Genomic DNA, 9,409 nt, shown 5'->3' with positions numbered 1-9,409 from the left:
GAGGGAATCCCATTCCCTCAAGGAGTCCTTCACGGACCGTCTGCCCAGTCACGACGTCAGTTGGCGGTGACGGTTTCTTTCGAGGCTGCCTTGCGCTGCAAGGCTTTCGCGATCGGCTCGACCACTCGCGCGGCGGTCGGCCCGAGGATCGCCATCAGCAGCACGTAAGCCGTCGCCAGCGCGGCCAGTTCGCCGTCCACCGCACCAGCGGTGACCGCCAACCCGGCGATGACGATCGAAAACTCGCCCCGCGCAACCAAAGCCGCTCCAGCGCGGGCGCGGCCGAGCCGTCCGATCTTCTGCCTGCGAGCGGCCCACCAGCCGGTGGCGACCTTCGTCAGGGTCGTGACGACGGCGAGCACCGCGGCCCATCCCAGCACCGGCGGGATCGACGACGGATTGGTGTTCAGCCCGAACACCACGAAGAACATCGCGGCGAACAGGTCCCGCAACGGTTCCAGCAGCCGGGTCGCGTTGTGCGCGGTCGAGCCGGACACCGCGATGCCGAGCAGGAACGCCCCGACCGCCGCCGACACCTGCAGCGCCGACGCGATCCCGGCCACCAGCAGCGCCGCGCCGAGGATCTTGAGCAGGAACACTTCCCGGTCGTCGCTGTCGACCAGTGCCGACACGTAGCGGCCGAATTTGAGCGCGATCACCAAGACCACGGTGATCACCAGCAGCGAGATGCCGACCGCTTCGAGCCCGCCGAGCAGGCTGACGCCGCCGAGGACCGCGGTGAGGATCGGCAGGTACAGCGCCATCACGAGGTCCTCGAACACGAGGATCGACAGCACCACCGGCGTTTCGCGGTTGCCGAGCCTGCCGAGGTCGCCGAGGACCTTGGCGATGATCCCGGACGACGAGATGTACGTGACGCCCGCCATGACGATCGCGCCGATCGGGCCCCAGCCCAGGATCAGCGCGACCGCGGCGCCGGGCGCGGCGTTGAGCACGATGTCCACCAGGCCCGCGGTCCACGACCGCCGCATGCCGGTGAACAGTTCGGCCGCGGAGTACTCCAGGCCGAGCAGCAGAAGCAGCAGCACCACGCCGATTTCGCTGGCGAGGTGGGCGAAATCGCCGATGTCGGCGAGCGGGATCAGGCCGCCCGAGCCGAAGCACAGGCCGCCGAGCAGGTACAGGGGGATGGGGGAGAGGCCGATCCGGCCGGCGAGCCTGCCCAGCGCGCCGAGCACGAAGAAGACCGCGCCGAGTTCGATCAGCGAAAGTGCGGTGTGATCCATCAGCCGTGCTTGAGGATCTTGGCGGCGGCTTCCAGGCCCTCGGACGTGCCGACCACGACGAGCAGGTCGCCCGCGGTGAAGAGGAAGTCCGGCGTCGGCGACGGGTGCACCTGCCCGGCCCGCATCACCGCGACGATCGAGACGCTGGTGCGCGTGCGCATCGCGGTGTCGCCGAGCGAACGGCCGTCGAACGGGCTGTCCGCGGTGATCGGCAGCTGCTTCGTGTTGATGCCCGGCAGCTCGCGGTGCTCCTCGTTCAGCTGCGCCACCAGCTGAGGCGCGCCCAGCAGGTTCGAGAGCGCGCCCGCCTCGTCCGCGGTCAGCGGCAGCGACGCGAGGCAGGCGTCCGGATCGTCGGATTTGGAGACGATCAGCTCGATCTTGCCGTCCCGCTGGGTCACGACGCCGATGCGGCGGCCCGCGCGGGTGGCGAAGTCCTTGCGGACACCGATTCCGGGAAGGGGGGTGACTTCGACGTTCACGTCCGCCACGGTAACTCATTGTCCGATTCGCGGAGTTCAGCCCAGCAGGAACAGTGCCGAGGTGGCGGCCATGAACGCGGCGGTCGCGCCGTGCACTCCGTAGGCCATTCCCTTCTTGCCCTTGTGCCGCAGGATGATCAGCATGTCGCAGACCGGCATGACGGTCGCGGCCAGCAGCAGCCAGCCGGCCAGGTGCGCGCTGCCCGCGAGCATCGCGACGCCGAGGATCAGCCCGGTGCCGATGTCGCGGTTCCCCTTGATCTCGAAGAACGCCGTCGATCCGGTCGGGATCTCCCGCAGGCCGAACGTCGCGGCGGACTTCGCCGGCGCGAACAGATAGTTGAACCCGATGTAGATGATGCCGAGGACGGGGACGGCGGCGAGGACGTAAGCGGTGATCAGCACGGGAACCCCAGGTTGTTAGCAGTGCTAGGAACGAGCGCAACGCTAGCTTAGCGACGCTAGCTTGTCTAGCGGCGCCTGAAATTGCGCCGCGGACACCGCCTGAGGTGCCGGGACCGGCTACGGGCAGAATGAACCGGACTGGGAGTGCGGGACGAACGTGAGGAGAGCATCGGTGACGGGAGCCCTACGTGGGGTGGTCGCGCTGGACGGCCCGTCGGGAACCGGCAAGACCACGGTGGCGCGCAAGCTCGCCGGACGGCTGAGCGCCCGCTACCTCGACACCGGAGCGATGTACCGCGTCGTCACGCTGGCCGTGCTGCGCGCCGGGATCGACCTCGCCGACGAGCACGCGGTCGGCGCGCTCGCGCACGACGCCGACTTCTCGCTCGGCACCGACCCGGAGCGGCCGGACGTCCGGCTGGCCGGCGAGGACGTCGCGGCCGAGATCCGCGGCCCCGAGGTGACCGGCGCGGTGTCGCCGGTGTCGGCCGTCCCGCAGGTGCGCGAGGTGCTCGTCGCCCGCCAGCGCCGGATCATCGCCGACGCGGTCGAGGACGAGGGCGGCATCGTCGTGGAGGGCCGCGACATCGGCACCACCGTCGCGCCGGAATCGCCGCTCAAGATCTACCTCACCGCCTCGGCCGAGGTCCGCGCCGCGCGGCGGAACACCCAGGACTCCGCGGCGGGCCGGGCCTCGAGCGTCGAATCCGCCCGCGAATCGGTGGAGCGCCGCGACCGGATCGATTCCACCCGCGCCGCCTCGCCGCTGCGCGCGGCCGGGGACGCGGTCCAGGTGGACACCTCCGAGCTGACCATCGACCAGGTGATCGTCGCGCTGGCCGAACTCGCCCGCGGCCGGGGCCTGCTGGGCGACTGCCCGGCCGAACCGGCCGCCGCCGAGGCCGGGGTCAGCCGGTGAGCGGGGCCCTCCCCGAGGGGGCGAACGGCCTCCTGCTCGACATCGGGCGCACGGCGGGCCGGTATTATCTGCGTCCGGCGTTCCGGATCCGGGTGCACGGCCGGGACCGGGTGCCCGCCGACGGGCCGCTGCTGGTGATCTCGAACCACAGCTCGAACGTCGATCCGCAGCTCGTGATCGGAATGCTTCCGCGGCGCAGCGCGTTCTTGGCCAAGGCCGAGCTGTTCACCGGGATCGGAGGCCGGTTCCTGCGGGCGATCGGCCAGATCCCGGTCCGCCGCGGCGAGATCGACCGGACGCCGCTGACCACGGCGGTCGGAGTGCTCAAGGCGGGCGGGGCGGTCGGGATCTTCCCGGAAGGCACTCGCGGCGAGGGCGACGTCGGGGCCGCCGAGCGCGGCGCGGCGTGGCTCGTGCGCGCTTCGGGAGCCACCGTGCTGCCGATCGCGATCCGCGGGACGCGCAAGCCCGCCGACGGCAAGCGTCGCTGGCGCCCGCGCGTGGACGTCCTCTTCGGAGAGCCGTTCGCGATGAAGGTCGGTCCGGGCCGCAAAGGCCTGGACCAGGGCACCGAAGAGCTCCGCGCGCAGCTCGCGGCGCTCGTGCAGGCTTTGGACGACTGGCGCGGCGAACACGGGTTCGCCACGCCGTAGGTGAAGTGGGAAACGATGACAGGGTTTGACGCCGCCGACAGTGCGGTGGACGGTCTCGGCGAAGTCGACGGAAGCTGGTCGGACGAGTCCGAGTTCGCCGCGCTCGACGCACAGATCGAGGCCGAGGAAGCCGACGGCCGGGCGGCCGCCGCGCAGCCGGTGCTCGCCGTGGTCGGCAGGCCGAACGTGGGCAAGTCCACGCTGGTCAACCGCATCCTCGGCCGCCGGGAAGCGGTCGTGCAGGACGTGCCGGGCGTGACCCGCGACCGCGTCGCCTACGACGCGTTCTGGGCCGGGCGGCGGTTCACGCTCGTCGACACCGGCGGCTGGGAGCCCGACGCCACCGGCTTGCAGGCCTCGGTCGCGACGCAGGCCGAGATGGCCATGCAGACCGCGGACGCGGTGCTGCTGGTGGTGGACGCGACGGTCGGGGCCACGGCCACCGACGAGGCCGTCGCGCGCGTGCTGCGCCGGTCGAAGAAGCCGGTCCTGCTGGCCGCGAACAAGGTGGACGACGACCGGCTGCTGGCCGACACGGCGTCGCTGTGGTCGCTGGGCCTCGGCGAACCGCATCCGGTCAGCGCGCTGCACGGGCGCAGCTCGGGCGATCTGCTCGACTCGATCATGGCCGCGCTGCCCGAAGCGCCGCGCGAGGCGTGCACGGTGACCGCCGGGCCGCGCCGCGTCGCGCTGGTCGGCAAGCCGAACGTCGGCAAGTCCAGCCTGCTCAACCGGCTTTCCGGCGAGCAGCGCTCGGTGGTCGACTCGGTCGCGGGCACCACGGTCGACCCGGTCGACTCGCTGGTCGAGCTGGACGGCGAGGTCTGGCGGTTCGTGGACACCGCGGGCCTGCGCAAGCGCGTGAACTTCGCCGACGGCGCGGAGTACTACGCCTCGCTGCGGACCAAGACCGCGATCGACGCGGCCGAGGTCGCGCTCGTGCTGCTGGATGCCTCCGAACCGCTGACCGAACAGGACCTGCGGGTGCTGACGATGGTGGTCGAGGCGGGCCGCGCGTGCGTGCTCGTGTTCAACAAGTGGGACCTGGTCGACGAGGACCGCCGGTACGCGATGGTGCGCGAGCTGGACCGCGGCCTCGTGCGGGTGCCGTGGGCGGAGAAGGTCAACGTCTCCGCGCTCACCGGGCGCGCGGTGCGCAAGCTCGCGCCCGCCCTGCGCACGGCGCTGTCCTCCTGGGACCAGCGCGTGTCGACCGGCCAGCTCAACGGCTGGCTGTCCGACCTCGTCGCGGCCACGCCGCCGCCGGTGCGCGGCGGCAAGCAGCCGAAGGTGCTGTTCGCGACGCAAGCGGGCATCCGGCCGCCGACGCTGGTGCTGTTCACCACCGGGTTCCTCGAGGCCGGCTACCGCCGGTTCATCGAGCGGAAATTCCGCGAGCAGTTCGGCTTCGCGGGAAGTCCCGTCCGGGTGAATGTGCGCGTCCGCGAAAAGAAGCAGAAGCCGAAGGCGGGCGGAAAAGCGGCCCGCAACCGCTGACCGGCACACGCCCCAATGCCACATTGGGTGCATTGGACGCACCCAATGTGGCATTCGGTGCGTGAGATGCACCCAATGCCACATTGGGGTTATCCCTTGCCGGACCTGCGGTGCGGTGATGTCCGACACGCGGCCGTTACCCGGACGCGACCTGGGCTTGATTGCCGCGTAAAGTGGACCGTCGCTACGGGCGCCTCATTCGGATGGCCAGCCCGAATGACGCTCGCGAAAGGTGAGTGATGGGCTTGCGCGCCCAGAGTTCGACCCTGTCCACGTTCCGGAATACCGGAGCGCGCCCGGCCGCCGAGGTGGCCCGGTGACGCTGACCGCCGATTCCGGCAGCACCGAAGCCCTGACTCTCGCCGTCGAGGCCGCGCTCTCGCCCGCTCTGTTCGAGACCGCCGCCCCGGCCGCCGAGCGCACCCTTCTGGACATCCTCACCGCGACCGCGGAGAAGCACCCCAACGCCGCCGCGCTGGACGACGGCACCGGCCCGCTGAGCTACCGCAGGCTGATGGAAGAGATCGACGCGTATGCCCGCAAGCTGCGCGAACACGGCGTCGGCCTTGGCGACCGCGTCGGCATCCGGATCTCCTCGGGCACTGCCGAGTTGTACGTCGCCATCCTGGCGACGCTGTCGGTCGGCGCGGCGTACGTGCCGGTCGACGCGGACGACCCCGACGAGCGCGCTGAGCTCGTGTTCGGCGAGGCCGGCGTCGCGGCGATCGCCACCGACGGCGAGATCACCGTCGCCGGGACCTCGAGCGGCGCCACCGGCGAGCCCGGCCCGGCCGACGACGCGTGGATCATCTTCACCTCCGGCTCCACCGGCAAGCCGAAGGGCGTCGCGGTCACGCACGCGTCGGCGGCGGCCTTCGTGGACGCCGAAGCCCAGCTGTTCCTCGCCGACGAGCCGATCGGCCCCGGCGACCGGGTGCTGGCCGGGCTGAGCGTCGCGTTCGACGCCTCCTGCGAAGAGATGTGGCTGGCCTGGCGGCACGGCGCCTGCCTGGTGCCCGCTCCGCGCGCGCTGGTGCGCACCGGCGTCGACCTCGGCCCGTGGCTGGTCGCGCAGGGCATCACGGTCGTGTCGACGGTCCCGACGCTGGCCGCGCTGTGGCCGGCGGACGCGCTGGAAGACGTGCGCCTGCTCATCTTCGGCGGCGAAGCCTGCCCGCCGGAGCTGGCCGAGCGCGTGGCCGTCGAGGGCCGCGAGGTCTGGAACACCTACGGCCCCACCGAGGCGACCGTCGTCGCCTGCGCCGCCCAGATGACCGGCGAGGGCCCGGTGCGGATCGGCCTGCCGCTGCTCGGCTGGCAGCTGGTCGTGGTGAACGAGGCGGGCGAACCGGTCGCCATGGGCGAGACCGGCGAACTGGTCATCGGCGGGGCCGGGCTCGCCCGGTATCTCGACGCCGAAAAGGACGCGGAGAAGTACGCGCCGCTGCCCTCGATGGGCTGGGAACGCGCCTACCGCAGCGGCGACATGGTCCGCGCGGAGCCGGAGGGCCTGCTGTTCCTGGGCCGGATGGACGAGCAGATCAAGCTCGGCGGCCGCCGGATCGAGCTGGGCGAGGTCGACGCGGCGCTGCAGGCGCTGCCCGGCGTGCGCGGCGCGGCCGCGGCCGTCCGCCGCACCAAGGCGGGCAACCAGGTGCTGGTCGGCTACATCGTGCCGGAGGACGGCGAAACCCTCGACACCGACGACGCCGCGACCCGGCTGCGCGCGCAGCTGCCCGCCGCGCTTGTTCCGTTGCTCGCGACCATCGACGACCTGCCGACCCGCACGTCCGGCAAGGTCGACCGCAACGCGCTGCCGTGGCCGCTGTCCACTGTGGACGCGAGCGCGGCCGGGCTGTCGCCCACCGAGGCGTGGCTCGCCGAGGGCTGGAGCGAGATCCTCGGCGTGTCGGTGAGCACCGCCAGTGCCGACTTCTTCACCAACGGCGGCGGCAGCCTCACCGCGGCGCAGCTGATCGCGCGCATCCGCACCCGCCACCCCGAGGTGTCGGTCAGCGACATCTACCAGAACCCGAAGCTGGGCGCGCTGGCCGCGAAGCTGGACGCGCTGAGCGGCGAGGAGACCGAGCGCCGCGAGATCGCGCCGACGCCGCGCCGCGCCGGGCTCGTGCAGTCGCTGCTGATGGTCCCGCTGATGGGGCTCGTCGGGCTGCGCTGGACCGCGCTCGCCGCCGCCTGCTCGAACGTGCTGGCGCTGCTGGGCGTTTCCTGGGCGCCGACGATCAACTGGGCGTGGCTCGTGCTCGCCTGGCTGGTGCTGTTCACCCCTGCGGGCCGGATCGCCATCGCCGCGGGCGGCGCGCGCGTGCTGTTGTCCGGCCTCCGCCCCGGCACCTACCCGCGCGGCGGCAGTGTCCACTTGCGACTGTGGACCGCCGAGAAGCTCGCTGAGTTCAGCGGTGCGGACAGCGTCGCGGGCGCGTCGTGGATGACCACGTACGCGAAGGCGCTGGGCGCGCGCATCGGCAAGGACGTCGATCTGCATTCGCCGCCGCCGGTCACCGGTTTCCTCAAGCTGGGCCGCGGCGCCGCGGTGGAGCCCGAGGTCGATCTGTCCGGCCACTGGGTCGACGGCGACGTCGTGCACATCGGCAAGACGCGGATCGGGGCCGAGGCCAGGGTCGGCGCGCGCAGCACGCTGTTCCCCGGCGCGCGAGTCGGCAAGGGCGCGGAGATCGCCGCCGGGTCGACCGTGCGCGGCGCGGTCCCGGCGGGCCAGCGCTGGGCCGGTTCGCCCGCGGTGCGCTCGGACGTCAAGGACGCGCTGAAGTGGCCGTCGAGCCGTCCGCCGCGCTCGCGGTTCTGGGCTTCGGTGTACGGCGCGACCTCGGTGTTCCTCGGGCTGCTGCCCGGGATCGCCGCGCTGCCCGGCGTCGCGGTGATCGGGTACGCGGTGTCCGGCACCTCGAGCTTGAGCGCCGCACTGGGCCAGGCGCTGCTGTTCGTGCCGGTCGCCACCGTCGCCTACTTCCTGACGTATGCGCTGCTCGTGCTGGCCGGTGTCCGCGCGCTGGGCGTCGGCATGGTCGAGGGCTACCACCCGGTGCACGGCCGCGTCGCGTGGCAGGTCTGGGCCACCGAGCGGCTGATGGGGATGGCCCGCGAAGGCCTGTTCCCGTTGTACGCCAGCCTGTTCACGCCGGTGTGGCTGCGGCTGCTCGGCGCGAAGGTCGGCCGCAACGTGGAGGCGTCCACCGTCCTCGCGCTGCCGAAGATGACCAAAGTGGACAGTGGCGCGTTCCTCGCCGACGACACCATGGTGGCCACCTACGAACTGGGCCGCGGCTGGCTGCACGCTGCCCCGGCGCGGATCGGCAAGCAGGCGTTTCTCGGCAACTCGGGGATGACCGCGCCGGGCCGTTCGGTGCCGAAGCGCGGGCTGGTCGGGGTGCTGTCCTCGACGCCGGCGAAGGCGAAGAAGGGCTCGTCGTACCTGGGCATGCCGCCGCTGCCGGTGCGCCGCGCGGTGGAGGAGAGCGACACCAGCCGCACCTACACGCCGCCGCTGCACCTCAAGGCGGCGCGGGCGCTGGTCGAGCTGTGCCGGATCCTGCCGGTGATGTGCGCGGTCGCGCTGACCGTCGGCGTCGCGGTTTCGCTGCTGGCTCTCGCGTCGTGGGGCGGCTTCTGGGCCGCCGCGCTGCTGGCCGGGCCGGTGCTGCTGGCCGCCGGGATCGTCGCGGCGCTCACCGCGACCGCGGCGAAGTGGCTGCTGGTCGGCAAGTTCCGCGAGATCGACCATCCGCTGTGGAGTTCGTTCGTGTGGCGCAACGAACTGGCCGACACGTTCGTCGAGGCGCTCGCGGTGCCGTGGCTGATCGGGTCGCTCGGCGGCACGCCGCTGCTGCCCGCGTGGCTGCGCACGATGGGCGTCAAGATCGGCCGCGGCGTCTGGCTCGACACGTATTGGCTGCCCGAGTCCGACCTGGTCGAACTGGGCGACGGCGCGACGATCAACCGCGGCTGCGTGGTGCAGACGCACCTGTTCCACGACCGGATCATGACCATGTCGCGGGTGACGCTGGAAGAGGGCGCGACGCTCGGCCCGCACGGGATCGTGCTGCCGGGCGCGAGCATCGGCGCGCGCACCACGGTGGGCCCCGGCTCGCTCGTGACGCGCGGCGACGCGGTGCCCGCGGACACGCGCTGGCTCGGCAATCCGATCTCGGCCTGGCGGCGGTGAGG

At 72.2% G+C, this 9,409-nt stretch carries 7 protein-coding genes; 4 read left to right on the top strand and 3 right to left on the bottom strand.

The window, feature by feature from the left end; all coding sequences use genetic code 11:
• Window positions 1-56: 56 nt before the first annotated feature.
• Genes H4281_RS39795 through H4281_RS39785 form a run of 3 tightly spaced genes read right to left on the bottom strand, consistent with a single transcriptional unit; the run spans window position 57 to window position 2,134 of the window.
• Window positions 57-1,247 carry a cation:proton antiporter gene (locus H4281_RS39795; RefSeq protein ID WP_182896001.1) on the bottom strand — a complete coding sequence of 397 codons (1,191 nt, stop codon included), beginning with the start codon at window positions 1,245-1,247 and terminating at the stop codon, window positions 57-59.
• The gene (locus H4281_RS39790; protein ID WP_009079551.1) at window positions 1,247-1,729 is read right to left on the bottom strand and encodes a cation:proton antiporter regulatory subunit; all 483 of its coding nucleotides are present in this window, start codon (window positions 1,727-1,729) and stop codon (window positions 1,247-1,249) included. The genes H4281_RS39795 and H4281_RS39790 overlap by 1 nt, the downstream gene beginning before the upstream one ends.
• Window positions 1,730-1,765: 36 nt before the next feature.
• A complete protein-coding gene (locus tag H4281_RS39785) occupies window positions 1,766-2,134 on the bottom strand; it encodes a DUF4267 domain-containing protein (protein WP_182896000.1) in 369 nt (122 codons plus the stop codon).
• A gap of 193 nt (window positions 2,135-2,327) precedes the next feature.
• Between H4281_RS39785 and cmk the strand changes: the two genes are divergently transcribed.
• The 4 genes from cmk to H4281_RS39765 all read left to right on the top strand — a co-directional run bounded on the left by cmk (window position 2,328) and on the right by H4281_RS39765 (window position 9,407).
• Complete coding sequence (gene cmk, locus H4281_RS39780) at window positions 2,328-3,053, top strand: (d)CMP kinase (RefSeq protein WP_182896018.1); 726 nt, start codon at window positions 2,328-2,330, stop codon at window positions 3,051-3,053.
• Window positions 3,050-3,706, top strand: a complete 657-nt coding sequence (locus tag H4281_RS39775; RefSeq protein ID WP_182895999.1) for a lysophospholipid acyltransferase family protein — start codon at window positions 3,050-3,052, stop codon at window positions 3,704-3,706. Before cmk ends, H4281_RS39775 begins: the two co-directional genes overlap by 4 nt.
• 15 nt (window positions 3,707-3,721) lie before the next feature.
• Window positions 3,722-5,203, top strand: coding sequence for a ribosome biogenesis GTPase Der (gene der / locus H4281_RS39770; RefSeq protein WP_182895998.1), 1,482 nt, complete (start codon window positions 3,722-3,724; stop codon window positions 5,201-5,203).
• A gap of 316 nt (window positions 5,204-5,519) precedes the next feature.
• Window positions 5,520-9,407 (top strand): Pls/PosA family non-ribosomal peptide synthetase, encoded by a 3,888-nt coding sequence (locus H4281_RS39765; RefSeq protein WP_182895997.1) that lies wholly within the window; start codon window positions 5,520-5,522, stop codon window positions 9,405-9,407.
• Window positions 9,408-9,409 lie beyond the last annotated feature (2 nt).

Source organism: Amycolatopsis dendrobii, assembly GCF_014145675.1.
GTDB classification, from domain to species: Bacteria; Actinomycetota; Actinomycetes; order Mycobacteriales; family Pseudonocardiaceae; genus Amycolatopsis; species Amycolatopsis dendrobii.
Note: the sequence above shows the minus strand (reverse complement) of the source record. Positions and strands in the feature narration are given on the sequence as shown.